This is a genomic window from Bradyrhizobium sp. ARR65, assembly GCF_000472385.1.
Taxonomy (GTDB): Bacteria; Pseudomonadota; Alphaproteobacteria; order Rhizobiales; family Xanthobacteraceae; genus Bradyrhizobium.
In genome coordinates, this window is sequence record NZ_AWZU01000024.1 from 84958 (window position 1) to 106774 (window position 21817).

General features: G+C 64.6%; 23 protein-coding genes. 6 read left to right on the forward strand and 17 right to left on the reverse strand.

The annotated features are described in order from the left end of the window. Positions 1 to 22: 22 nt before the first annotated feature. A complete protein-coding gene (gene ribB / locus F758_RS0124685) occupies positions 23 to 1099 on the reverse strand; it encodes a 3,4-dihydroxy-2-butanone-4-phosphate synthase (protein ID WP_024510382.1) in 1077 nt (358 codons plus the stop codon). A 208-nt stretch (positions 1100 to 1307) separates the two neighbouring features. Here ribB and F758_RS0124690 point away from each other — a divergent pair, with 208 nt between their 5' ends. Both F758_RS0124690 and F758_RS0124695 read left to right on the forward strand, forming a co-directional pair. Continuing rightward, positions 1308 to 2546 carry an aminotransferase-like domain-containing protein gene (locus F758_RS0124690; protein ID WP_024510383.1) on the forward strand — a complete coding sequence of 413 codons (1239 nt, stop codon included), beginning with the start codon at positions 1308 to 1310 and terminating at the stop codon, positions 2544 to 2546. A 126-nt stretch (positions 2547 to 2672) separates the two neighbouring features. Continuing rightward, positions 2673 to 3314 carry an HAD family hydrolase gene (locus F758_RS0124695; RefSeq protein ID WP_024510384.1) on the forward strand — a complete coding sequence of 214 codons (642 nt, stop codon included), beginning with the start codon at positions 2673 to 2675 and terminating at the stop codon, positions 3312 to 3314. A 72-nt stretch (positions 3315 to 3386) separates the two neighbouring features. Here F758_RS0124695 and F758_RS0124700 read toward each other — a convergent pair whose 3' ends face one another. Further along, complete coding sequence (locus F758_RS0124700) at positions 3387 to 3710, reverse strand: helix-turn-helix domain-containing protein (protein WP_024510385.1); 324 nt, start codon at positions 3708 to 3710, stop codon at positions 3387 to 3389. Positions 3711 to 4011: 301 nt separating this feature from the next. On the opposite strand from F758_RS0124700, the gene F758_RS0124705 reads away from it, so the two are divergent. Both F758_RS0124705 and F758_RS0124710 read left to right on the forward strand, forming a co-directional pair. Next, positions 4012 to 5286 (forward strand): serine hydrolase domain-containing protein, encoded by a 1275-nt coding sequence (locus F758_RS0124705; RefSeq protein ID WP_198026559.1) that lies wholly within the window; start codon positions 4012 to 4014, stop codon positions 5284 to 5286. 173 nt (positions 5287 to 5459) lie between these two features. Continuing rightward, a complete protein-coding gene (locus tag F758_RS0124710; RefSeq protein ID WP_024510387.1) occupies positions 5460 to 5678 on the forward strand; it encodes a hypothetical protein in 219 nt (72 codons plus the stop codon). A 189-nt stretch (positions 5679 to 5867) separates the two neighbouring features. Here F758_RS0124710 and F758_RS0124715 read toward each other — a convergent pair whose 3' ends face one another. The 4 genes from F758_RS0124715 to F758_RS0124730 form a co-directional block, all read right to left on the reverse strand. Then, on the reverse strand, positions 5868 to 6686 hold the full coding sequence (locus tag F758_RS0124715) for an aldo/keto reductase (protein ID WP_024510388.1): 819 nt from the start codon (positions 6684 to 6686) through the stop codon (positions 5868 to 5870). 351 nt (positions 6687 to 7037) lie between these two features. Next, positions 7038 to 7487, reverse strand: a complete 450-nt coding sequence (locus tag F758_RS0124720; RefSeq protein WP_024510389.1) for a hypothetical protein — start codon at positions 7485 to 7487, stop codon at positions 7038 to 7040. A gap of 160 nt (positions 7488 to 7647) precedes the next feature. Next, a complete protein-coding gene (locus F758_RS0124725; RefSeq protein WP_024510390.1) occupies positions 7648 to 8889 on the reverse strand; it encodes an ABC transporter substrate-binding protein in 1242 nt (413 codons plus the stop codon). A gap of 63 nt (positions 8890 to 8952) precedes the next feature. Beyond that, positions 8953 to 10371, reverse strand: a complete 1419-nt coding sequence (locus F758_RS0124730; RefSeq protein ID WP_024510391.1) for a M20/M25/M40 family metallo-hydrolase — start codon at positions 10369 to 10371, stop codon at positions 8953 to 8955. Between the two features lie 256 nt (positions 10372 to 10627). Here F758_RS0124730 and F758_RS49800 point away from each other — a divergent pair, with 256 nt between their 5' ends. Further along, a complete protein-coding gene (locus tag F758_RS49800) occupies positions 10628 to 10798 on the forward strand; it encodes a hypothetical protein (protein ID WP_157450142.1) in 171 nt (56 codons plus the stop codon). A 43-nt stretch (positions 10799 to 10841) separates the two neighbouring features. Here the strand turns inward: F758_RS49800 and F758_RS48080 are convergent, their stop codons facing one another. From F758_RS48080 to F758_RS0124780, 9 genes are all read right to left on the reverse strand, one after another. Continuing rightward, the gene (locus tag F758_RS48080; RefSeq protein WP_024510393.1) at positions 10842 to 11279 is read right to left on the reverse strand and encodes a c-type cytochrome; all 438 of its coding nucleotides are present in this window, start codon (positions 11277 to 11279) and stop codon (positions 10842 to 10844) included. Then, positions 11276 to 12871, reverse strand: a complete 1596-nt coding sequence (locus F758_RS0124745) for an NAD(P)/FAD-dependent oxidoreductase (RefSeq protein ID WP_024510394.1) — start codon at positions 12869 to 12871, stop codon at positions 11276 to 11278. The genes F758_RS48080 and F758_RS0124745 overlap by 4 nt, the downstream gene beginning before the upstream one ends. Before the next feature lie 123 nt (positions 12872 to 12994). Continuing rightward, the gene (gene cobT / locus F758_RS0124750) at positions 12995 to 14050 is read right to left on the reverse strand and encodes a nicotinate-nucleotide--dimethylbenzimidazole phosphoribosyltransferase (RefSeq protein WP_024510395.1); all 1056 of its coding nucleotides are present in this window, start codon (positions 14048 to 14050) and stop codon (positions 12995 to 12997) included. Between the two features lie 21 nt (positions 14051 to 14071). Then, positions 14072 to 14821 (reverse strand): precorrin-6A synthase (deacetylating), encoded by a 750-nt coding sequence (gene cobF / locus F758_RS0124755; protein ID WP_024510396.1) that lies wholly within the window; start codon positions 14819 to 14821, stop codon positions 14072 to 14074. Between the two features lie 48 nt (positions 14822 to 14869). Continuing rightward, positions 14870 to 15547: an energy-coupling factor ABC transporter permease gene (locus F758_RS0124760; protein ID WP_024510397.1), complete on the reverse strand. Its 678-nt coding sequence runs from the start codon at positions 15545 to 15547 to the stop codon at positions 14870 to 14872. A gap of 43 nt (positions 15548 to 15590) precedes the next feature. Beyond that, positions 15591 to 16316 (reverse strand): uroporphyrinogen-III C-methyltransferase, encoded by a 726-nt coding sequence (cobA, locus tag F758_RS0124765; protein ID WP_024510398.1) that lies wholly within the window; start codon positions 16314 to 16316, stop codon positions 15591 to 15593. Then, positions 16313 to 17662: a cobyrinic acid a,c-diamide synthase CobB gene (locus F758_RS0124770; RefSeq protein ID WP_024510399.1), complete on the reverse strand. Its 1350-nt coding sequence runs from the start codon at positions 17660 to 17662 to the stop codon at positions 16313 to 16315. Before F758_RS0124770 ends, cobA begins: the two co-directional genes overlap by 4 nt. Beyond that, positions 17662 to 18444, reverse strand: a complete 783-nt coding sequence (gene cobM, locus F758_RS0124775) for a precorrin-4 C(11)-methyltransferase (protein ID WP_024510400.1) — start codon at positions 18442 to 18444, stop codon at positions 17662 to 17664. The genes F758_RS0124770 and cobM overlap by 1 nt, the downstream gene beginning before the upstream one ends. Continuing rightward, positions 18441 to 19634, reverse strand: coding sequence for a bifunctional cobalt-precorrin-7 (C(5))-methyltransferase/cobalt-precorrin-6B (C(15))-methyltransferase (locus F758_RS0124780; RefSeq protein WP_024510401.1), 1194 nt, complete (start codon positions 19632 to 19634; stop codon positions 18441 to 18443). Before F758_RS0124780 ends, cobM begins: the two co-directional genes overlap by 4 nt. Between F758_RS0124780 and F758_RS0124785 the strand changes: the two genes are divergently transcribed. Continuing rightward, complete coding sequence (locus tag F758_RS0124785; protein ID WP_024510402.1) at positions 19633 to 20382, forward strand: cobalt-precorrin-6A reductase; 750 nt, start codon at positions 19633 to 19635, stop codon at positions 20380 to 20382. The two genes, F758_RS0124780 and F758_RS0124785, sit on opposite strands and share 2 nt — an antisense overlap. Here F758_RS0124785 and cobJ read toward each other — a convergent pair. Both cobJ and F758_RS0124795 read right to left on the reverse strand, forming a co-directional pair. After that, positions 20358 to 21089 carry a precorrin-3B C(17)-methyltransferase gene (gene cobJ, locus F758_RS0124790; protein WP_024510403.1) on the reverse strand — a complete coding sequence of 244 codons (732 nt, stop codon included), beginning with the start codon at positions 21087 to 21089 and terminating at the stop codon, positions 20358 to 20360. The two genes, F758_RS0124785 and cobJ, sit on opposite strands and share 25 nt — an antisense overlap. Further along, complete coding sequence (locus F758_RS0124795) at positions 21086 to 21817, reverse strand: precorrin-2 C(20)-methyltransferase (RefSeq protein WP_024510404.1); 732 nt, start codon at positions 21815 to 21817, stop codon at positions 21086 to 21088. Before F758_RS0124795 ends, cobJ begins: the two co-directional genes overlap by 4 nt.

Sequence of the window (21817 nt, forward strand, 5' to 3'; positions counted from 1 at the left end):
GAATGACGGCCAATGGTGGGAGCTAAATGTCCAACCGCTCGTTGGCGACGATCTCGATGCCGAAGCCGGACAATCCCTTGTAGTCATGCACCGACGAGGTGAGATTGATGATGGAGGTGACGCCGAGATCACGCAGGATCTGCGCGCCGACGCCGACCTCGCGCCACTGCCTGTGACGATCGGCTTCCGCGGTTTTGGTTTCGCCGACAGGCTCGACGGGAACGCCGGCCGCGCCGTCGCGCAAGTAGACCAGGACACCGCGTCCGGCGCGTTTGAAATGCTGCAGAACCACCTGCATGCGCTCCGATCCAGTGAACAGGTCCTTGACGATGTTCGGCTTGTGCAGCCGGGTCAGCACTCGTCGGCCATCGCCGATCCCGTTATAGACGAAAGCGGCATGGGTGATCTCATCGAACGGCGAGCGATAGGCATAGCCCTGCAACGGACCGATCGGGCTTTCCATCGTAAAGGTCGAGACCCGCTCGATCAGCTTCTCGCGGGCCTGGCGATAAGCGATGAGGTCGGCGATGGTGACATGCTTCAGCTTGTTGGCGGCGGCGAAGCGGGCGACCTGCTCGCCCTTCATCACCGTACCGTCGTCGTTCATCAGTTCGCTGATGACGCCGACCGGCGGCAGGCCGGACAGCTTGCAGAGGTCGACCGCGGCCTCGGTGTGGCCGGAACGCAGGAGCACCCCGCCCTCGCGGGCGATCAGCGGGAACACATGTCCCGGCCGCGCAAAATCGTCGGCGCCGACATTCGGGTTGGCGAGCGCCCGACAGCAGGAGGCGCGTTCCTCCGCCGAAATTCCGGTGCCGCCATCGGGCTTATAGTCGATCGACACCGTAAATGCCGTCGTGTGCGCCGAGTCGTTGTGCGCGACCATCGGATCGAGCCGCAGCCGGCGTGCATCCTCCTGGGTGATCGGCGCGCAGACGATCCCTGACGTGTGGCGAATGATGAAGGCCATCTTTTCCGGCGTGCACAACGAGGCAGCGACGATCAGATCGCCCTCGCCCTCGCGGTCATCATCGTCGGTGACGACGACGAGTTCGCCGTTGGCAAAAGCTTCCAGAACTTCCTGAATCGTATCGGCCATCTCTCTAAAATCTCATGTCTCTCGAGCGAGCATTAGCCGGAATGGGAACCCTATGCCAGCATTATGATGCAGGGCAGAACCTCGCTTCCAGGCGGCTTTCAAGGATCGTTTGCAGCTCAGGGATGCGCCGCATTCCGGAAAAACCATTGACGAGCCCGCTTCTCCATCGCCAAGGTCGGCGCAACCAAAAACAGGGAGACGCCCGTCCATGACCCCGGCCGCATTCGATTTTGCTCCGCTCTTCCCGGCAGGCTTGCCGCAGCCTGCGGCGAAATGGACGGGCCTTGCTAAATACAGCTTTGTGGGCGGCAACAACGACCCCGACCAGGTGCCGGTCGATGGCTTGATCGCGGCGGTCGATGCGGTGCTCCGCCGCGAAGGCAAAGGGCTCGCCACCTACAATCTCGCCCACGGTCCGCAGGGCTATCGGCCCCTGCGTGAATTTCTCACCGCGAAATTGCAGCGCGATGCGGGCATCGCGGCCAGCCCGGACGACATCCTGATCGTCTCCGGGTCGCTGCAAGCACTCGACCTCGTCAACCACACATTGCTGGCACGCGGCGACACCGTCATCGTCGAGCAGGAGACCTATCAGGGATCGCTGAACCGGTTGACGCGGCTCGGCGTCAATGTGGTTGGTATCCCGCTCGACCAGGACGGCATGCGCATGGATGCGCTCGCCTCGGCCCTCGCCGATCTCAAGGCCCGCAGCATCCGGCCCAAATATATCTACACCATTCCGACCGTGCAAAACCCGACCGGCAGCATCATGCCGGCGTCGCGCCGTGCCGAGCTGCTGCGGCTCTCGGAGGCTTACGGCGTCCCGATTTTCGAGGACGACTGCTATGCGGACCTGATCTGGGACGGCAAGCGGCCGCCTGCGATCCATGCGATGGCCAGGAATGGCGGGGTGATCCATATCGGCTCGTTCTCAAAATCGATCGCGCCGGCGCTGCGGGTCGGATTCGTGGTGGCGCCCTGGGAGATCATGTCGCGCATGCTGGCGCTGAAGACCGATGCCGGCTCCGGTGCGCTGGAACAGATGGTGCTCGCTGAATATTGCGTACCGCATTTCGTCTCGCATGTTCCCGAGCTCCGCCGCGCGCTACGCAAGAAACTCGACACGCTCATGGAGGCGCTGAACGAGCAGTTTGGCACCGCCGCCGAGTTCGAGGAGCCGAAGGGCGGGATCTTTCTCTGGGTCAAGCTCCCCGACAATGTCGACACGCCAAAGCTCTATCAATCGGCGCTCGCCGCCGGCGTCTCGATCAACCCGGGGCCGGAATGGTCGACCGACGGCGGATATTCCAAGAGCCGCCTGCGGCTGTGCTTCGCCAGTCCCTCGCATCAGCAGATCCGCGAAGGCGTCGCGCTGCTCGCCGATGTCTGCCGGCGCGAATTCGGCGTGCCGGTCCGGATCGCCAATGTGGAGAAGGCGCGGGGCTAGAGAGAGCTGCATTCGGTGCTCCCTCTCTCCGGCGCGGAGAGACAGGGAGCCTGCCATCGCCGCCAGATGGAGGTTCGTGCGAGAGGTGGCTAGACAGGCCGCGCCCGGCCGACTAGCACAATCCATATGAACACGATTTTCTTCGACCTCGACGGAACGCTGACCGATCCCAAAATCGGCATCACGCGCTCGATCCGATATGCGCTCGAAAAACTCGGCCGCGAGGCGCCCAGCGAAGATGACCTTACCTGGTGCATCGGGCCGCCCCTGCACGCGAGCTTGCTGCGACTGCTCGGCGAGCCCCATCTCGCGGATCGCGCATTGCTGCTGTATCGCGAGCGCTTCAGCGACATCGGGCTGTACGAGAACGCCGTCTATGCCGGCATCGAGGAGACGCTGGCTGTGCTTGCCGACGGCTCCCGCCGGCTCTTCGTCGCCACCAGCAAGGCCCGCGTCTATGCGACGCGCATCATCGAGCATTTCAAGCTGGGTGCGTATTTCGAGCACGTGTTCGGCTCGGAATTGGACGGCAGGCGAACCGACAAGACCGAGCTGTTGAAATACGCGCTCGAGACCACGCGTATCGATCCGGCGGACGCGCTGATGGTCGGTGACCGGAGCTATGACATCGTGGGCGCGCGCAATAACCGCATGCGCGCGCTGGGCGTGCTCTATGGTTTTGGCACGCGAGATGAGCTGACGCAGGCTGGCGCGCATCGGCTTTGTGCCATGCCTGCGGAAATACCAGGGCTCGCGGTCCGGCCCTGAACGCGCAAACTTCGCTTCTCCCCGCGCTTGCGGTAAGAGGTAAGGCGCGTGTCGGCCATGCCGCCCTCGCGGCTAGAACAAGCTCTCCCAAAGGCGATCTCCTGTCGTGGCCATCCGTTCGGCGTCGGGCATCTGCTCGCCGGCCAGAGCTTGGGCCAGACGAAGCAACAGCACGATCGAAACATTGCCTGTGCCGGCCTCGATACGGGCGATGTAGCGCTCGGAGATCTGAGATCTGCGCGACAGCTCGCGCCGCGACAGCCTGCGGCAGAGCCGCATGACGCGCAACCGATCGCCCATCTGCTTGAGAAAGTCGCTTTCGGCGCACGACAACGGACGGCCGTCGAGCGTTGCTCGAACGGTTGGACCGGCAAGCGCCGGCGCGGGCGATAGCATTTCCATGTTTGCCACGTTTCGGATCCCAATGGTTTTGCCATCGTCGCCAAGCGGCCGCAGCATCGCATTGACACAGATCAATTGCCTCGGCGCGGCCTGCCGTGCTGCCGGACCCAGGCGCGATTGAACGCAGACGTTCCGCCCAGGATGAGAAGCCGACGCCTCCGCGAAAACGCGGCTGAGTGCATCCTCGAAGACATGGCCGCCCAACCCAAAACGCATCTGGCCCGATGCAATGCGCGTCGATAGTCTTCACTGCCGAATAAACACGCGCCGACAAGGCCGAAAAAGGGAAACGCATATGGGACCGATGCGAACGCTCGTCGCAGCACTCTGCTTGTTTGCTTGCACATCGGCATTTGCTGGAGACCCCCTGCCCCGCGCGAGGCCCGAAAACGTCGGCTTCTCCGCTGAGAGGCTGGGGCGGATCGGGGCGGCGATCCAGGCGGATGTCGATGCCGGTCGAATTCCCGGCGCGGTGATCGCGATCGCCCGGCACGGCAAGCTCGTGATGTTCGACGCCTATGGCTATCGCGACAAGGCGGCCAATGCGGCGATGACCACCGACACCATCTTCAACATCGCCTCCATGACCAAGCCCATGACGACGGTGGGCGCGCTGCTGCTCTATGAGCAGGGTAAGCTCCTGATCGGCGATCCCCTGTCGAAATACTTTCCGAAATTTGCCGAGATGCGGGTGGCCAAGCGCGACGGCTATGGCGAGCCGACTGCCGACACGGTACCAACCATTCGCCCGATCCTGATCCAGGACCTGATGCGCCATACATCCGGCCTGATCTATGGCGGGCGCGGCACGACGCTCGTGCACAAGATGTATCCGGCGGGCAGCGCGGATGCCGCGCGCGAGTACGACGGCGCCGCCTTCATGGACAAGCTCGCGTCGCTGCCGCTTTTGTATCAGCCGGCCTCCGTTTGGGATTACGGCTTTGGTCTGGACGTGCTCGGGCTCACGATCGAGAAGATCACCGGACAATCGCTCGGACAGTACCTGCAGGCCAATCTGTTCGCGCCCTTGGGGATGACCGACACGGGCTTTGCGATCTCGCCTGAAAAGGCCGCGCGCTATGCGAAGCCGCTGCCGGCCGACCCCGACACCGGCAAGCCGCAGGCGCGCAGTCCGGAGTTGACCGAGCCGCTCAAATTCGAATGCGGCGGCGGCTGCGCGGCATCAACGGCATCGGACTATTTGCGCTTCGCGACCATGCTGATGAACGGCGGACGCTTTGGCGAGGCACGCCTGCTCGGGCCGAAGACGGTCGCCTATATGCTGTCGGACCAACTCGGGCCCAACATCAAAAACCTGATCGGCAATGCAGATCCCACCCGCTCCGATTACGGCTTCGGGCTCGGGCTCGCCGTACGCACCACGCCGGGTGTCGTCAAGATGATGGGATCGGTCGGGCAGTTCTCCTGGCCGGGTGCAAGCGGCACGGATTGGTGGGTCGACCCCAAGGAAGAACTCGTCGTGGTCTATCTCTCGGCCGCGCCAGGGCCGATCCGCTGGTACTACCGGCAGAAGATCAACGCGCTGGTGTATCAGGCGATCGTTGATTAGCGCAGTCGCCGAAGCACGCGCGTCTGCTTCGAGCAAGCGACAAGCTGCGCGGATCGAGCCGACGCGTGTCCGGCGCGCGAAGCTGAACGGTTGTTCAGAATTCTCTTGCGGTTTCGTCGGAACGTTCGGCCGCAGGCGAAGTTTTAAACTGCGTTCAATCGGAGGAGGACAGTATGAGGAAGATTGGACTCGCCGCTCTTGCCTTCGGCGCGCTGGCGGTTGCTCTGCCGACGGTTGCGAGCGCGGACACGGTGGTGATCAAGAGGCACCATCATCCGTTCGACGCACGCGCTGAATACCGCATGCATCGCGACTACGGCTTGCACGAGGGTTGGTACCATCACCGCCCCGGCCGGACGGTCGTGATCAAGCGCCACTACGACAGTTACTGAGGTGAGGCACGACACGAGAATGGCCCCGCAAGGGGCCATTCTTTTTGCTTTTTCCCATCATTGCGAGCAGCGAAGCGGACGAACGAATCCAGATTGCTTCCGCGCAGTCAGGCTGGATTGCTTCGCGGAGCCTGTCATCGGGCGACGCTTCGCGCCGACCCGTTGGCTCGCAATGGCGGCTCTTGGCGGTCAATCCCAGGCCGGCGCGAAGCCGGGACTCACAAGACGCTTGTCCTTGGGCAAGGCCGCGATCGCCTTGCGATCCTCGTCGTCCAGGGTCAGCTTCAGCGCATCGAGATTGGCCTTCTGGCTTTCGCTGCGCGAAGCCTTCGGGATCGCGGCGACGCCTTTCTGGTCGAGCAACCATTTCAGCGCCACTTGCGCGGCGGTCGCATTGTGCTTCCTGCCGATCTTCATCACCGTCTCGTCGCTTGCGGCGCGGCCCTGCGCCAGCGGACAATAGGCCACCATCGGAATGCCTTTGGCATCGAGATAGTTCTTGACCTTCGATTGGTCGAGCATCACGTGATACTCGATCTGGTTGCACGCGATTGGCGCCTCGATGTCCTCGATTGTGGTCTTGAGCAGCGCGAGGGTGAAATTGGCGACGCCGATCGCGCGGGTGCGCCCTTCCTCTTTCAGCTTCATCAGCGTCTCGAACACGGCCGGCAGGTTCATGCTGCGCGACGGCCAGTGCACGAGATAGAGATCGACGAAGTCGAGCCTGAGCTTCTTCAAGCTGGCATCGAACGCCCTGCGGATCGCATCCGGCGCGAGATTCTCGTGCCAGACCTTGGTGGTGACGTGCAGCTCGTTGCGGGCGATGCCGGCGGCCGCAATAGCGGGCCCGATTGCATCCTCGTTGGCGTACATCTCGGCGGTGTCGATATGGCGATAGCCGAGTGCGAGCGCGCTCTCGACCGCGGCGCGGCAGACATCGCCCTGCATGCGGTACGTGCCGAGCCCGAGCCGCGGCAGGCTGATGCCCTGGGTTTGCAGATGGTCCATGTTAACTCCTGAAGCGATACCGGCGGGGCGCAAGCCGCCGCCGACGGGCAAACGAATATTGGCTGAAAGCATCGAAATGGCGGAACCGCCGCAAGCAGTCTGCCTGCAAGGCACGCGGCGGATCAAGGCTGCCGGCTACAAGATGTCGCGACCTCTCCATCTCGCCTCGAGGCACGCCAGTCGATCGTCATCCTAAGGCGCTCGCGAAAGCGAGCCTCGAAGGATGTACGCCCCGCTGCGAGAGCGGGCCGCTCATCCTTCGAGACGGCCGCGATTCGCGGCCTCCTCGGGATGACGGGTTTACTTGAGAGCTCGCTGCAAGTTACGCCTGCCCGGGCCGTTGCCGCCCCATCAGCGCCAGGCGCAGATGCCGCCGTTGTCAGGGTTGCAAGGCCATTTCTGGATGCGCGTATCCATGGCTTGCGCATTCAACGGATTGCCATGCCGATGGGCGAGGTGAACGCGACCCGCGCCGCGCGGCTTGCTACGCGCCTGGGCAACCCGGCTCGCGCGATGCGCAGGCGACTTCAGCTCGGCGCGAACGGGCGCGCTCTTGACGCGCTCGACCGCCACTTTCTTCGGCTGCGCGTTTCGCGACACGATACCGGAGGGCTCGCTCTTGGCCTCGACCGGGACCTGCGCAAACTCGCCTGGCGGCCCAAGCCGCTTCGGTGACAGCACAGCCTTGGACAGATCGAGGTTCAGGAACTCGTCGGGCCGATAATCGGCCGCCCAGGCGGCGCTGCCGCCGAGCAGCAGCGTGGTGCCGACGAGAACCGGGACAATAGCTTTCAGGACCATCCTGGCCTCCTGAAATACGTCAAAATGCGGGCATTAGAAACTATGCCCTATCTAGGGACGTAAACGCCCATTTCCAGCGGCGGATTTTCCGCCATGGTTTCCGCGCACTGTCATTGCAGCCCTCGATTGCATGCATCGCCCACCGGAATGCGCGCGACGGTCAATTCGGTCGATCCTGACCCGTGGTCCCCACGAAGGCGCTCTCGATCACCTCGCCGATCGGCTGCCAAGTGTAGCCGTCGAATTGCACCAACCGCATCTGTTCGATCGGACGGTAATCGCTTGGCCCGGTGTTGATGGCGATGCCCGGCAGCACCACCGAGCTTTGAAAGTGATTGAGCGAAGCCGCCTGGTGCATGATGTTCTCGCGCGAAAGATCGTCGCCGCATTGTCGCAAGACCTGCGCCATGGTCTCGGCCGCCGCATAGCCGAACACGGCGTTGCTGTCGGCCTTGTCGCCATCCGGATAATATTTGTCCATGAAGGCCGACCAGGCCTTCATGCCCGCATCGTCCTTCCAGGCGGGATCGCTGGCGTCTTTCAGGAAAGCCGTCGAGATCACGCCGATCGAATTCTCAAGCCCTCCAGGCCTCAGCGCGTTGGCGATCGAGGCGGACGCGTTGTCGAGCAGCAGAACGGGATGCCAGCCGATGTCGTTCATGCGTCGGATCGCCAGCGCGGCGATGGGGGGCGCCACATCCAGCAGCACGATTTCCGCGCCCGAGCTCTGCAGCACGTCGATCTGCGCATCGACCGATTTCTCCGAACCGTCGACGGCGATATCGGAGACGATCATGCGCGCGGTATCGCCCAGCCCCTCCTGCAGCCCGCGAAACATATCGCGGCCGAACTGGTCGTTTTGCCAGAGCACGGCAATCCTGCGCTCCGCATAGGAGGCCTGGATGTAGTTGGCATAGATGCGCCCCTCGGCGCGGAAGGTCGGCGGAAAACCCATGGTCCAGGGGAAGGATTTTGGCCGGCTCCATTCCTCGTCACCCGAGGCGATAAAGAGCTGCGGAATCTTGCGCTCGTTGAGATAGGGGCGGACAGCGAGGTTTTGCGGCGTGCCGAACGAGCCGAACATCAGCCACACCTTGTCGGTCTCCACCAGCTTGCGGGTCTGTTCCCGCGTCGTCACCGGATCTGCGCTGTCGTCATAGGAAATGAAGCGCACCGTGCGGCCGTTGATCCCGCCGTGCTCGTTGACCATGTCGAAATAGGCGGCTTCCGCGCGGCCGATGCTGCCGAACGCCGCGAGCGGCCCGGTATAGGGCATGACATTGCCGATGCGGATCTCGTTGTCGGCTACAGCGGCGGCGGGGACTTCCTCGGCCATCGGGGCGCCCGAAGGCAAGGCCACGAGCAGCAGCATCGCCGCGATTTTCTTCAGATTGAGCCGCATCGCCGCCAACCTCTGTCCGGCCTTTCGACCTGGCCACGAAAGAGTTCCCGCCGCACGGGCGATTTAAGACACGCCACCCGACAACATTTTGACGAGGCGATAAAGATATTCCTCACCCTCGTAGAAGGATTTGACGGGAACCCGCTCGTCCCGACCGTGAGCCCTGACGTCGTTAATGTCGTTCGCCATGCCGGAATGGCCATAAGTGGGGATACCGGCGTTGCGTAAGTAGCTACCGTCCGTGGCGCCCGTGCTCATCACCGGCAGGACCATCGCGCCGGGCCAAAACTCGCCCGAGAGCCTGGCGATCGCGCCCATGATGTCCTCGTTCATTGGTGACGAGGCGCTGAGCACGGCCTTATCGGTCTGGGCGACGGTGATCTGGTCGTCCGCAAGCACGCGCTCCAACGTTGTCTTGACCTCCTCTACCGCTTCGCCCGGCATGATGCGGCAATTGACCTTGGCAGTGGCAAGCTGCGGCAGCGCGTTGACCGCGTGACCGCCTTGCAGCATGGTCGCGACGCAAGTGGTGCGAAGCTGGGCGTTATAGGCAGGATTGGCCGAGAGCCGCCCGACCGCCTCGGGATCCGGCTGATCCGCCAGCAGCGCCCGCATGTCGGCGGCGGTCTGCCCGCCTTCGATCTGCGCGAGCCCCTTGAAATAAGCGCGCGTGGTCTCATTGAATCTAAGCGGAAACGAGAACTTCGACAGCCGCACCAATCCCTCGGCAAGCCGATAGATCGCATTGTCCTTACGCGGCACTGAAGAGTGGCCGCCGCGGTCCCGGACCTCGAGCTGATAGCTGACGGAGACCTTCTCGCTGGTCTGCACCGCGTTCCGGATCGCCTTGCCGTCCCTGAGGCCGACGCCGCCACCTTCATTCAGCGCGAATTCCGCATCGATGAGGTCGCGATGATTCTTGAGCAGCCATTGGATGCCAAGTGCATTGCTATCGAGGATCTCCTCGTCCGTCTCAAGCGCGACGATGATGTCGCGATCGGGCTTGAATCCCTCCTGCCTGTAGCGGATCAGATTGGTGACGAAGGCCGCCGCCATGTATTTGTCGTCGCTGCTGCCGCGAGCGTAAAAATAACCATCTTTTTCGGTGAGTGTGAATGGGTCCACCGACCAGTCTTCGCGCAGCGCCGGCACGACGTCGATATGAGCGAGGAGCAGGATCGGCTTGCGCTTGCCGGTGCCGCGCAGCCGCGCCACCAGATTGCCCTTGTGCGGCGCCGGATAGAACACATGCACGTCCTCATCCGGAAAACCCGCCGCCCTGAGCCGAGCCGCCATCGCATCGGCCGCCTTCGCGGTATCGCCGGTCGCGGTCGTGGTGTCGATCTCAACCAGCTCCTTGTAGACCTCGCGGGCGAATTGCTGCTGCGGGTTCAGTTGGTCCGCATAGGCGGCCCCGCCAAAGCAGAGTGAAAGGAGAGCGGTCCAGACAAACGCGAGCTTCTTATGGCCTGATCGATACATTCCGCTCTCCGGCGTTTGGATTTGCTTGTCGCATTCAGACCTACTGAGCCGGCTTTAGCAAGACAGGTTTTCGCAGGAGCCGGCGACGATTTCGCATCCGCACGAAGGCGCCACCGGTGAGCCGCGCCCGCGCCGACCTCGCGATCGAACAGGCCAGGCAATGGTTTCCTCGGGGTCAACCGCGGCCGGCTGGGGCCCGTGCGATTACCAAGCGCTAACTCTGCCGCGCGAATCCGATTGCGGTGACTCCGCGCAAGTGATCGAATCCATCCATTTCAAATCGATCAATTGCGGTGAGGTTATTACGATGCTTGCCGAGAAGTTTTTCCTGGTGCTGGAAACCCTCCGAAGCCACGCCAACGACAGATTCGTGGTCGTGAACCCCGCCGTGCGGTACATTCCAGTGAAGCTGCCGCCCGCGAAATAGGGTCGAAGGCGAGTTTGTCGCTCCAGGTTGCGCCGAGTTGCCGCTACCGCCGCGCGCCGTGCACGTCCGCGGGCGTGACCGCATCCTGATAATTGTTGCCGAAATGCGTGCGCAGATAATTCACGACAGCCGCAATCTGGTCGTCGCTCATCATGTCCGCAAAGGACGGCATGCCGCGGCGACCATTGACGACGAGATCCACCGCATAGCCGCTGGCCTCAAGATTGCGGTCGGAGGCGAGCGACGGATAAGCGCCCGCTCCCGTTGCGCCAAGCGCGTCGCCCATGTGGCAGCCGCGGCAAACATTGACATACAACTCCTCGCCGCTCATCTCGACAAAGCGATAGCCCGAGCTGAATGTACGGCTCTTGAGAACAGGCCCGTCGTCCTCGGCGCGTGTGCCCTGACCACGCAGCAGCACCAGCAGTGCGATCGTCGCCAGCGCAGCGTGCGGCAGCGCCTTTGCGTTCGAACGCCTCATGTCTTCACCACCCGCTCGTGCAACCGGGTGATGGCATCGAGCGAAGACAGGATCGCTCCCTCCTGCCACGCCGGCAGCGCAGAGGCGTGTTCGCCCGCAAGCACAATGCGGCCGTCGATCTCGCACAGATTGCGGTAGTGCTGTGTGCGCGCATCATCCGACCAGTCGCCGCTGCAGCCCAGCGTGAAGGGCACGCGATGCCAGGCCACCGCGATGCCGTTCTCAAATTCGGATTTGTATTGCGGGTGGATCATCGCACCGAACTCGACCGCGCGAGCCACGCGCTCATCCGGCGGCATCGCGGTGAATTCGTAAGTATTGGCTCCGTCGAACAGATAGGCGCCGAGGAGCACGCCCGGCCCGGTCCTGTTATAGCCGCTATTGGGATAGCCGATTTGCCGGATCGGCAAGTCGGTGTAGCTGATGCCGCCATAGATGGCATCGTCCTCCTCCCAGAAACGCCGCCTGAACTGCAGCCCGATCTTCACCGAGCCGGCATAGGGGACCGCATCGATGGCTGCTTTCATCGCCGCGCCGGCATTGACCTTGAGCTGACTCAGGATCGACAGGGGAATCGTGCACACGCACCAGTCGGCACGCGCTTGCAACGGGCTCTTCGGGTTTTTCGCATCAACATACGTCACGGTGACACCGCGATCGTCCTGAAGAATCTCCGTCACCCGGGCGTTGTAGCGGATGAGATCGCCGACCTCCTTCACGAACGCCTTGCCGATCATATCCATCCCGCCGACGGGCTGGAACATGGTGGTCTGGAAATTGTAGTTGGCGAAATTGTGCAGATAGCGCCAGAGCTGCGACTTCAAGATGTCCGACAAGCCCACGGGATCGCTCGGCAGCGGCATTGCCGTAAGCCCGCCGCCGGGCGCCTCGGCATACCCGCGATATTCGGACGAGATCAGGCTCGCTCTGTAGCGATAGTCGCGGTCGAGCGCGCCCCATGAGCGCAGCGCCTGCAGGAGAATGTCCTGATCCTGCTTGGAGACCACTTCATCCAGTTTGCCCTGGCTCGTCACCTTCGCCAGCAATTCCGAGACCTGCCCCTGGAAATCGGCCTTCACCCAGCGAATCCGCTGCGGCACACCGCCGAACGCGCGCGAGGCATGAAGATAAGCGTTGTGATTGAGCTGGATGAAGGGCTCCAGTGCCACGTTAAAGCGTTTGCAGTAATCGAGCAACGCACGGTGGTGATAGGGAATGCGCCACGGCCCTGGATTGAGGTAGAGACCATCGTCGAATTTACAGGTCTGCTTGAAGCCGCCGAGCTCGACAAAGCTGTCGCCGCCGCGCAAAGACCAGTTGCGACCGCCGGCGCGATCATTGAACTCCAGCACCTGCACCTTATAGCCGGCCTTGCGCAGCTCGAGCGCAGCGGTCATCCCGGCAAGTCCCGCGCCGAGAATGAGCACGGAGGCGCCCTTGGGGTCGCCTTGCAGCCTGATCGGTCCCTGGTAGCGGGATTCGGAGGCAAACCCCAGCGCCGTCATCGCGTGATACATCGCGGCGCTGCCGGCCATCGCTCCGATCAGCGAGAGCAGATCGCGTCGTCTCACCGTGAGAGGCTCGTCCGGCATCCTCGTGATCGCCCCCGCTTCCGGGCGACAAAGGAAACGACTGATATGGCCGCTGTCAAGAAAGCGGATGATGCGTGCCCCGCACAACACGCGTTGTTGATCTCACGAGAGCGGCCCGCGACCTCAGCCTTTGCGGTCGGGGACTGCAGCCTCGGCAAAGGTCGCCATACCGTTATGCAGCGCACAGGCGAGGCGCAGGATCGGCAACGCTAGCGCGGCGCCTGAGCCCTCGCCAAGCCGCAAATCGAGATCGAGGAGCGGGCGCGCTTCCAGCGCGTCCAGCACCAATCGATGCCCCTGCTCGGCCGAACGGTGCGAAAATATCAGATAGGGTCGGCAGGATGGATTCACCCGCGACGCCGCAAGTGCTGCGACCGAGACGATGAAGCCGTCGACCAGCACCGGGATGCGCTGTCGCGCGGCGGCGATGATGGCGCCGGCGATGGCGGCGATCTCTAGACCACCGACCGCGCACAGGACGCGCTCGGGAGAGCTGCCCGGTGCAAGGCCATGCAGCGCGATCGCTGCGTCGATCGCGCGCGCCTTGCGTGCGCGGCCCTCAGCATCGACACCGGTGCCGTTACCAGCGATCATGTCGGCGCTTGTCCGCAGCAGCGCGGCGGCAATTGCCGCTGCGCTCGTGGTGTTGCCGATGCCCATTTCGCCGAGAATGAGCATGTCAGGCTCGCTGCTGACCGCACGCGCCACCGCGCGCTTGCCGCAATCGAAGGCGAAGGCGAGGTCCGCAGCCTCAAGCGCGGTCTGTCTGCTGAAGTCGCGGCTGCCGCGCCGCGGCTTATCGGTGACAATGCCTGGCATCGGCACTTCCGCCAGCGTGCCGGCGTCGACGACTTCCAGATGCGAGCCCAATTCGCGCGCCAGGACCGAAATTGCCGCGCCACCGCGGGCAAAGTTGGCCATCATCGCAATCGTGACTTCTTGCGGATAGGCCGAGACGCCCCGCGCTGCGATGCCATGATCGCCGGCAAAGACGATAATCGGCACGCGCGCGGCGCGTGGTCGCTCAGTGTGCTGCAGAGCGGCAAGATCGATCGCGAGCGTCTCGATCCGGCCAAGCGCGCCGCGCGGCTTCGTTAGCTGGTCCTGACGGGCGCGGGCGGACTCTCGATGGCTCGCTGAGACATCGGGGCATTTTTCGTAAACCCATCCAGGAAGCATATCGTCTCGCATTCGAACGCCTCAGCCCACGCGCTTCAAAATGTAGCTATCCATGATCCAGCCATGCCGCTCCCGCGCTTGCCGTCGCGCGGCAACGATGGTTGCGCTCACCTCCGTGAGCGCGCCCGACAAAATGATCTGGCCTGGCATGCCGAGATAGGCGCCCCACCAGATATGAAGGCCCTCAGGCTCGAGCGTCTGGAACGCGGTGCCGCCGTCGAGCATGACCACCACGGTATCGACGCCCGCCGGCCAGCCGCCTTCGCGCAAACGCCGCCCCGTGGTGACCAGAAACGGAGCACCGATCTCGTTGAGCGGCAGTGCATGCGCGGCGCACAGCGCCTGAATCGCCGTGATGCCCGGCACCACCTCGATGTCAGGCAGCGGATCGAGACGGCGCGCGATGCGCAGGCTCGAATCGTAGAGCGAGGGATCGCCCCAGATCAGAAGCGCAACGCGTCCCTCTCCGCCCAGATGACGGTCGATCTCGCGCGACCATGCCTGCGCGACCGCCTCATGCCAATGATCGACGCCGCCGCGGTAATCCTCCCGCGCGCTATCGCGTACCGGCAGATCGAACTCCACCACCTGCGTCCTACGGTTGGTGAGCACGTCGGCGCAAATCGCGCGCCGCAAATCCGCAAGCTCGGATTTTTCATCGCCCTTGCGCGGAATGAGGATGAGATCGGCGGCGTTGATCGCGCCGACCGCCTTGCGTGTCAGGTGCGCAGGGTCGCCGCAGCCGATACCGATGAGGGAGAGGGTGAGCATGGCGGGCTTAAAAGGGCGGCCGCATTCGCGGGCCGCCCTTCCCGTTTTCTAGCCGGCGTGATGCAGGCGCGGCGTGACCAGCGCACCGTCGAAGATGCCGCGCAGCGATTTTGCCAGTGCCAGCACCGCGAGATCAACCAGCGGCTCGATGACGATCACCAGTGCGTAGGACGCTCCGAACGCGGCAATCGACTTCAAGTTCTCGACGCCCAACCCAGCGCCGTAGAGCGCCCAGAACGCAACCCAGGCAATGATGCCGGCCTGATAGGCGCTGGAGAGCGACAGCGCCTGGCCGTAGCGCAGGTCGACATAGGCAGTGTGGCGCGGGATGATGCGTTCGGCCAGCGCGCCGATGGCGAACAGCGGCACCAACAGCGTCGTCACGTTCATGCCGTATTGCGGCAGGTCGGTCGGCACGAAGAACAGGCCCTGCAACAGAAGGCCCAGCGCGAGGCCGAGCGCGGCCGGCGCGGCGCCAAAAATCAGGAACAGCGTCGAACCGAAGATGAAATGCACTTCCGATACGCCGACCGGAAAATGCGGGAGCATCTGGAAGAAAGTGAACACGGATAGCGTGGTCGCGGCCGTGCGCAGCGCAAGCGAGCCCGCACCCTGCTTGCGCACCGTGTCGGCCGCAAGCCTGAAGGCGTAACCCCCGGCGCCCACGGCTGTTGCATAGCTCAACACGATCTTCGCGCCGTTCACGACGCCGGGTTCGATATGCATGGTCCAGTCTCCTTTTTCGAGGCGGTGGGGTTGAGTTGATACGTCAAGCCTCTTCAGCGGCGAGCGAGCCGAAGAGAATGATGGCGGTCGCGGTGACACTCTCCTGCTTGAGCTGCTCGGCGAGCTTTGCAACGCTCGTGCGGACGAACCGCTGATCGGCGTGGCCGATGGATTCGGCCAGCAGCGCCGGCGTGTCGGGCGACAGGCCTTGCGCGATCAGCTTGGCCGCGAGCGCCGGAAAGGTACGCTTGCCCATATAGACGGCGGTGGTGGAATTCGGGTCGGTCAACGCCGCCCAATTGAGATCCTCTGGCAGTTCGCCACGCACGTCGGCGCCGGTGATGAACTGCACGCGGCGCGAGGTGTGGCGGCGCGTGAGCGGAATTCCCGCCGCCGCCGCCGCCGCGCAGGCTGCCGTGACGCCGGGGATGATCTCAAAGGCAATGCCGGCAGCGCGCAGCGCCTCGATCTCCTCTTCGAGCCGGCCGAAGATGCCGGCATCGCCGGACTTCAGCCGCACCACGGCAGCGCCCGTCGCGGCATAGTCGACGAGCAGCCGGCTGACATGCTCCTGCTTGGCCGAGGGTCGCCCGGCGCGCTTGCCGACCGAGACCCGCCGCGCGCCTTCGCGGGCGTGATCCAGAATAGCTCCGGAAGCGAGGTCGTCATAGAGCACGACATCGGCCGCGCGCAGCCGCGCCGCGGCCTTCAGCGTCAGAAGCTCGGGATCGCCAGGCCCCGCCGAAACAAAGGAAACAAAGCCGCTCACCTGTCCTCCGCGATGAGATGAAAGAATGTGCCGGTGACGTTGCCGCGCCGCGAGCCGGTCTCGGTGACCTCGGCGCCGTTAGCGTCGCGCACGATCGCCAGGGGCGTGTCGGGCTGGGCAAGAATCGTCGCATAGTGGAACTCGTGCCCGCGGAGCTGGGCGCCGGCAGCGAAGCCCGGCATTGGCGCGTGCAAGCCGGCCTTGCGGTAGCCGAGATGCATTTTGCGCTTGGCAAAGCTGGTCTCAAGTCCGAGCAGCCCCGTCATTTCGTGGCGCATCCCCTCTTTGTCGGTCAAGGCGCGACCCAACACCATATAGCCCCCGCATTCGCCGTGCACGGGGCACGCTTCGGCAAAGTTGCGCAAGCGCTCCCGGAAGCGCAGATTCGCGGCAATCTTGCCAGCATGCAATTCCGGATAACCGCCGGGCAGCCAGCAGACATCGGCGCTCTCATCGGGTCCTTCATCGGCCAGTGGCGAAAACGGCACGATCTCGGCGCCGGCCGCGCGCCAGCCCTCGAGAATGTGCGGATAGACGAAGGAGAAGGCGGCATCGCGCGCCAGCGCAACGCGCTGGCCGGGCGGCGCGACACGCGCATGGCAGTCACGATCGTAGAATGGGTTGAGCGCTGCGAAACCCATTGCCTTCGGCGTGCGCGCTACCTCCTCAGCGAGCCCGAGCAGCTCATCAAGATCGACGCGCTCGGCCACGAGCCGCGCGGCTTCGCCGATCAACTCGTCTAGTCGCGAGAACTCTTCGGCCTGCACCAGGCCCAGGTGACGCTCCGGCAGCGCAATCGGTGCATGCCGCGGCAGCGCGCCGAGCACGGGAATATTGGCGGCCTGCATCGCATACCGGATCAGAGCCTCATGGCGCGGGCTGGCGATGCGATTGAGAATGACACCGGCGATCCGCACGCCGGGCCGGAAATCACGCAAGCCGCTCGCGACCGCCGCGGCGGTCTGGGCCTGACCTGCGGGATCGAGCACCAGCAGCACCGGCCAGCCCATCATCTCCGCGATATCCGCGCTGGCGCCGGTACCGGCCCGGCCCGGCGTCGCCACGCCATCGAACAGGCCCATCGAGCCCTCGGCCAGCACCAGATCCGCATCCTGGCCGCGAGCAACCAGCGTCTCGATGGTCTCGCGCGGCATCGCCCAGCTATCAACATTGACCGAGGTCCGTCCTGTTGCTGCGGCATGAAAAGCGGGATCGATATAGTCGGGACCGCTCTTGAAACATTGCACGGCAAGTCCGCGATCACGAAAGGCGCGCGCCAGCGCCAAGGTCAGCGTGGTCTTGCCGGTGCCGGAGGCAGGAGCGGAAATGACAAGCGCGCGCGACATTATGCGCCTTCCGGAAAGCGGGGCGCGGTGCCGATGGGCCGGTAGCGGCGGTCATAGTCGGCCGCATAGAGCCGGCTCTCGGCAAAATCCCGTGCTTGCAGCGTGCGGCCGACCAGGATGATGGCGGTGCGCTCGAGCTTCTCGCCAATTGCTGCGTCCAGCGTGCCCAAGGTGGCGCGCACGATCTTCTCATCGGGCCAGCTCGCGCGCCAGACCACAGCCACCGGGCAGTCCGCGCCATAATGCGGCAGCAGCTCCGCGATGACCTTGCCCAGCACATGCACCGAAAGGTGGATCGCCAGCACCGCCCCGGTCGCCGCAAAGGCCGCAAGCTTTTCGCCGTCCGGCATCGCACTCGCACGCCCCGAGGTGCGCGTCAGCACCACCGATTGCGCAAGCCCCGGCAGCGTAAGCTCGGCTTGCAGCGCGGCCGCGGCGGCGGCGAACGACGGCACCCCCGGCGTGACGGTGAAGGGAATGCCGAGCTCGCGCAGCCGGCGGAGCTGCTCGCCCATCGCCGACCACACCGAGAGATCGCCGGAATGCAGCCGCGCGACGTCCTTGCCTTGCGCATGCGCGCATCTGATTTCATCGATGATGGCATCGAGCGACAGCGGCGCGGTGTTGACGATGCGCGCGCCTTCCGGGCAATGCGCCAGAATTTCCCGCGGCACCAGGGAGCCGGCATAGAGGCAGACCGGACAGGCCGCGATCAGGTCGCGGCCGCGCAAAGTAATGAGGTCGGCCGCGCCGGGACCTGCGCCGATGAAATGCACGGTCATGCGCCCTCTCCCTTCACCGCGCGCCATTGCACAATCGGCCGTGACGCTTCCCAGGCACGCAAACGACCGAGCGGCGCGGCATGCGAAATCTCGATCCGCATCAGGTCACCGCCATGCCTGCCGTGTAATTCTGCGAGCAGCGCCCCGGTGTCCAGCGTCACAGAATGCGCCACGATGCGGGCGCCGTTTGGCATCAGCGGCCAGATGGCATCGAACATCGCCGCATCCAGCCCGCCACCGAGAAAAACCGCGTCCGGCTTTTGCAGGTCTGTCAGGACATCGGGCGCACGACCCGTAATGATCTTGATCCGGTGCGCGAGGCCGAAGCCATCGACGTTGCTGCGGATGTTCGCGGCGCGATCCTCGCGCTGCTCGACGGCAATCGCGGTTCCGCCGGCCAAGGCCCATTCGACAGAGATCGAGCCGGAGCCGGCGCCGATGTCCCACAGCAATTCACCAGTCCGCGGCACCAGCGCCGAAAGCGCGAGCGCACGTATCGGCCGCTTGGTGATCTGGCCGTCATGGACAAAGAGATCGTCAGGCAGGCCCGAACAGCGCGGCAATCCGGTTACGCCATCCGCTTCCAGCGCGATCGCGAGCGGGCTCGATATAGACCCACCGACATAATCCTCTGCCCGACATTCGGCGGTGCGCTCGCGCGGCCCGCCAAGCGCCGAGAGCGACCATAGTCGCGAGGTGCCCCATCCCCGCGCAGTCAGCCACGCCGCGAGATCGCCCCCTGCTTTGGCGTCACGCACCAGGCAGATGATGCGCGCGCCGCGCGAAAGCGCCGGCACCAGGCGCTCGAACGGCGCCGCGTGCAGTCCAAGGCAGATCGTCTGCTCCAGCGGCCAACCCAGCCGCGCCGCCGCGAGCGAAAATGTCGAAGGCGCCGGGTGCGCGATCCATTCTTCCCTGGACAGATGCGCAGCCAAGCTTCCGCCCGCGCCGTGCCAGAACGGATCACCGGAGGCGAGCACCACGGTCGGGCGCCCACGGCGCGCGAGCACGGGCGCGACGTCGAACGGGATGGGCCATGGTTTTCCACGCACGCCGATATCGGCGAGCCCTAGATGCCGCTCACCGCCGAACACGATCTCTGCCGTCGCAAGCGCCTTTCGGCTTGCTTCCGACAGCCCGGCAAGGCCATCTTCGCCGATACCGATGATGGTCAACCAGGGGTCAGGCATGACGCGCGCGCTCATTCTGGGCGGAACAGGCGACGCCAACCGGCTCGCGGAGCTTTTCGCGCGCGCGCGGATCGATGCCATTTACTCCTACGCCGGCCGCACCAGGATCCCGCTGCCGCACGCGCTGCCGACACGGATCGGCGGCTTTGGCGGGCCGGAGGGGCTTGCGGACTTCATCGGCGCCGAGCGGATCACGCATGTGGTCGATGCGACCCATCCCTTTGCCGCCGAGATGAGTCGCAATGCGGTCGCTGCCTGTGCCGCGACGAGGACGCCGCTGATCGCGCTGGAGCGCGCGCCTTGGACGCCGGTCCCCGGCGACAACTGGATCGAGGCGGCCGACGAGCCTGCCGCCGCGGCCGCGCTGCCCGAGGCGCCCGCCCGAGTGTTCCTCGCCATCGGCCGCCAGCATCTCGCCGCCTTCGCCGCAAGGCTGCAGCATGCCTACACACTGCGTTTTGTCGATGCGCCGGACGGGCCGCTGCCGCTGCCCAATGCGGAGGTGATCGTCTCCCGCGGCCCGTTCACCCGCGAAGATGATCGCGAGCTGATGCGTGCGCGTGGCATCCAGTGGGTTGTGTCGCGCAACGCGGGCGGCGATGGCGCACGTGCCAAGATCGACGCCGCGCGCGAGTTTGGCCTGCCGGTGATCATGATCGCGCGACCGGCGCTGCCAGAGCGGCCGCGGCTCGAACGCGCCGAAGATGTGCTTTCCTGGCTTGGTCATGACGCGCGCCTCGGGGCATAGACCCAGCGGCCGACGCGGCGCGTCGCCGAATTGCCGATAATGACCAGCGTCGCCATGTCGGCCATCTCAGCCCTGGCATCGCGCAGCAGCACGGTCTCGATACGTTCCTTGGGCGTCGTCACCGCATGGGCAAAGATGACGATGCGCTCGCCGCAGCCGGCCTCGCGCAACACCTCGAGTGCGCGACCAAGGCCGTCCGGCCGGCTCACCGAGCGCGGATTATAAAGCGCAATGGAAAAGTCGGCTTCGGCTGCCAGCCGCAAGCGTTTTTCGATCACTTCCCGCGGCTTGAGATTATCGGACAAATTGATCGCGCAAAAATCGTGGCCCAGCGGCGCACCCGCGCGCGCGGCCGCAGCTAACATCGCCGTCACGCCGGGCAAGACGCGGATGGTCACGTCCTTCACCGGCGAAGCCTCCAGTGCCTCGAACACGGCGGCCGCCATCGCGAAAACGCCGGGATCGCCGGAGGAGACGATCACCACATTCCGCCCCTCAGCAGCGAGTTTGAGCGCTTCGCCGGCGCGCTGGAGTTCCATGCGATTATCGGATGGATGGAGCCTTAAGCCCTCGCGCGCCGGCACGCGCGCGACATAGGGCGCGTAGCCCAGCACGTCCGTCGCCTCGGCAAGCGCGGCCGAGACTTCCGGCGTGACCAGCGCCGCATCACCCGGGCCGAGACCAGCGATGGCGAGCGAGCCCGTCATTCGCAAAGCTCCCGGCGCCGCCCGCGCCCATGCACCAGCACAATCGCAAAATAGGGACAATCATCCGGCGCTATGTCCTTGAGCCGCGCGACACGTTCGCCCGGCATCGTGCCACGCTCGATCAGCCAGGCTTCCTGCAGCCGGCCGGCAGCGGCGAGCGCGCGGCAAATCTTTGCAAGATTGCGCCCGGTCTTCATGATCACCAGCGCATCCTCATTGTTGACGCGCCGGGAAAGCTCTTCCTCCGGCAGCGTGCCCATCAAGATCGTCATGACGTCGTCGCCGAGCGCAATCGGCCGGCCCACCACGTTCCAGCAGCCGGCCATACCAGGAATGCCGGCGATGACATCAATGTCGGCACGACCCTGCAGCCGTGAATGGAGATGCATGAAGGAACCGTAGAAAAAAGGATCGCCTTCGCAGAGCACGACAACATTGTCTTCACGCGCGAGCCGTTCGAGCCGGTCGGCCCACGCGTCGTAGAAACTTGCGAGCAGGCGGGCATATTCATCGCCGTCGAACGCGAGCTCGGTGGTGACAGGATACTCCATCGGATATTCGCAGACGCCTCGCGCCAGCATGCCTTCGACGATCTGCCGCGCCTGGCCCGGCCGTCCCTTCTTGCGGAAATAGGCGACTTGCGTGGCGGCGCGGATTGCGCGATCAGCGCGCACGCTTATCAGATCGGGATCGCCCGGGCCCAGGCCGCAGCAGATGATCCGCCCCAT

Bases quoted from the DNA above. Each gene is read 5' to 3' on its own strand.
- cobT (WP_024510395.1), bottom strand. From the start codon at position 14,050: ATGCTTCCTGGATGGGTTTACGAAAAATGCCCCGATGTCTCAGCGAGC.
- ribB (WP_024510382.1), bottom strand. From the start codon at position 1,099: ATGGCCGATACGATTCAGGAAGTTCTGGAAGCTTTTGCCAACGGCGAA.
- F758_RS0124690 (WP_024510383.1), top strand. From the start codon at position 1,308: ATGACCCCGGCCGCATTCGATTTTGCTCCGCTCTTCCCGGCAGGCTTG.
- cobJ (WP_024510403.1), bottom strand. From the start codon at position 21,089: ATGACGGGCTCGCTCGCCATCGCTGGTCTCGGCCCGGGTGATGCGGCG.
- F758_RS0124705 (WP_198026559.1), top strand. From the start codon at position 4,012: ATGGGACCGATGCGAACGCTCGTCGCAGCACTCTGCTTGTTTGCTTGC.
- F758_RS0124730 (WP_024510391.1), bottom strand. From the start codon at position 10,371: ATGTATCGATCAGGCCATAAGAAGCTCGCGTTTGTCTGGACCGCTCTC.
- cobM (WP_024510400.1), bottom strand. From the start codon at position 18,444: ATGACCGTGCATTTCATCGGCGCAGGTCCCGGCGCGGCCGACCTCATT.
- F758_RS0124770 (WP_024510399.1), bottom strand. From the start codon at position 17,662: ATGTCGCGCGCGCTTGTCATTTCCGCTCCTGCCTCCGGCACCGGCAAG.
- cobF (WP_024510396.1), bottom strand. From the start codon at position 14,821: ATGCTCACCCTCTCCCTCATCGGTATCGGCTGCGGCGACCCTGCGCAC.
- F758_RS0124745 (WP_024510394.1), bottom strand. From the start codon at position 12,871: ATGCCGGACGAGCCTCTCACGGTGAGACGACGCGATCTGCTCTCGCTG.
- F758_RS48080 (WP_024510393.1), bottom strand. From the start codon at position 11,279: ATGAGGCGTTCGAACGCAAAGGCGCTGCCGCACGCTGCGCTGGCGACG.
- F758_RS0124695 (WP_024510384.1), top strand. From the start codon at position 2,673: ATGAACACGATTTTCTTCGACCTCGACGGAACGCTGACCGATCCCAAA.
- F758_RS0124795 (WP_024510404.1), bottom strand. From the start codon at position 21,817: ATGGGGCGGATCATCTGCTGCGGCCTGGGCCCGGGCGATCCCGATCTG.
- F758_RS0124710 (WP_024510387.1), top strand. From the start codon at position 5,460: ATGAGGAAGATTGGACTCGCCGCTCTTGCCTTCGGCGCGCTGGCGGTT.
- F758_RS0124760 (WP_024510397.1), bottom strand. From the start codon at position 15,547: ATGCATATCGAACCCGGCGTCGTGAACGGCGCGAAGATCGTGTTGAGC.
- F758_RS0124715 (WP_024510388.1), bottom strand. From the start codon at position 6,686: ATGGACCATCTGCAAACCCAGGGCATCAGCCTGCCGCGGCTCGGGCTC.
- F758_RS0124720 (WP_024510389.1), bottom strand. From the start codon at position 7,487: ATGGTCCTGAAAGCTATTGTCCCGGTTCTCGTCGGCACCACGCTGCTG.
- F758_RS0124725 (WP_024510390.1), bottom strand. From the start codon at position 8,889: ATGCGGCTCAATCTGAAGAAAATCGCGGCGATGCTGCTGCTCGTGGCC.
- F758_RS0124700 (WP_024510385.1), bottom strand. From the start codon at position 3,710: ATGCTATCGCCCGCGCCGGCGCTTGCCGGTCCAACCGTTCGAGCAACG.
- F758_RS0124780 (WP_024510401.1), bottom strand. From the start codon at position 19,634: ATGCCTGACCCCTGGTTGACCATCATCGGTATCGGCGAAGATGGCCTT.
- F758_RS0124785 (WP_024510402.1), top strand. From the start codon at position 19,633: ATGACGCGCGCGCTCATTCTGGGCGGAACAGGCGACGCCAACCGGCTC.